Genomic DNA, 1,049 nt, shown 5'->3' with positions numbered 1-1,049 from the left:
TGTGTCTCGACGCTGGGTAATTGATCAAAACGTGACCGATTCTTGCTGAATCCAGCATGAAGAGCTGGCCTGATCACTCAGCAGGCCGAACTCGCGCCAATGGTGCAATATTCAGGCTAGGTAACTGTCCTGGTTGAACGGATGGAACGCCAGCCACAGGCCGAAGCGATCCGACAGCGAGATCTTCTCCTCGACGGCGTCGCCGTGATGCAGCTCGCCGTCGACCAGCCGCGAGGCGTCGTTGTCGCCGATCGCCTCGGGCAGCAGATGGCGGCGGTTGGACGTGGCATACAGCAGCACGTTCTCCGGCGGCCCGGTGAGGGTGCCGTCGAGCACGCTCTTGAGCGCCTTGTAGGCGTCGTCGTGGCCCTCGAACGACAGATCGTCGCAGTACACCACGAAGCGATGGCGGGTATCGCGCAGCCGCTGGACCATCGCCGGCAGGCCGACCAGATCGTGGCGATCGACCTGGATCAGCCGCAACCCTTCGCCGGCCAGACTGTTGAGCAGCGCGCGTACCATCGACGACTTGCCGCTGCCCCGCGCGCCCCACAGCAGCGCGTGGTTGGCCGGCCGGCCGTGCAGGAACGCCCGGGTATTGGCGAGCAGCGCCTGCTTCTGGCGTTCGACGCCGATCAGGTCGTCGAGCCTGACGTCGTCGCGGGTGGCGACCGGAATCAGCTGGCCGCCCAGCGCGTTGCGCTGCCATAGCGCGGCGATATCGCGCTCCCAATCGACCGCCGGGGCCGGCGGCGGCAGGGCCTCCTCGAGCCGGTCGAGCAAGCGATGCAGGCGCTGTGCGAGCTCGGCATCCATTCAGGCTATCTCCTCTGTGAACGTTAATTGTGAATAATTCACCTAAGGGTACGGGCCTTGATGACCCACCGAGACAGGCGCTTGAGGTTTCGATAGGGGTCGGGAAGGCTTTGCCTCCCCGCCCTCCGAACCGTGCGTGCGGTTCTCCCGCACACGGCTCTCCAGTCGATGGTTTCAACATCGTGATTGGCTCGCTTGCTGCCAGGCTTCGGCTAGGGTGAAAAGCCCGGCAG

The 1,049-nt window shown here is 64.6% G+C and carries 1 pseudogene; it reads right to left on the bottom strand.

What is annotated here, in order from left to right:
• Positions 1-117: 117 nt before the first annotated feature.
• Positions 118-816, bottom strand: a pseudogene (locus K7I12_RS17435) (ATP-binding protein); the annotation flags it as partial.
• Positions 817-1,049 lie beyond the last annotated feature (233 nt).

This window comes from Halomonas sp. IOP_31 (assembly GCF_021151495.1).
Classification (GTDB): Bacteria; Pseudomonadota; Gammaproteobacteria; order Pseudomonadales; family Halomonadaceae; genus Modicisalibacter; species Modicisalibacter zincidurans.
Note: the sequence above shows the minus strand (reverse complement) of the source record. Positions and strands in the feature narration are given on the sequence as shown.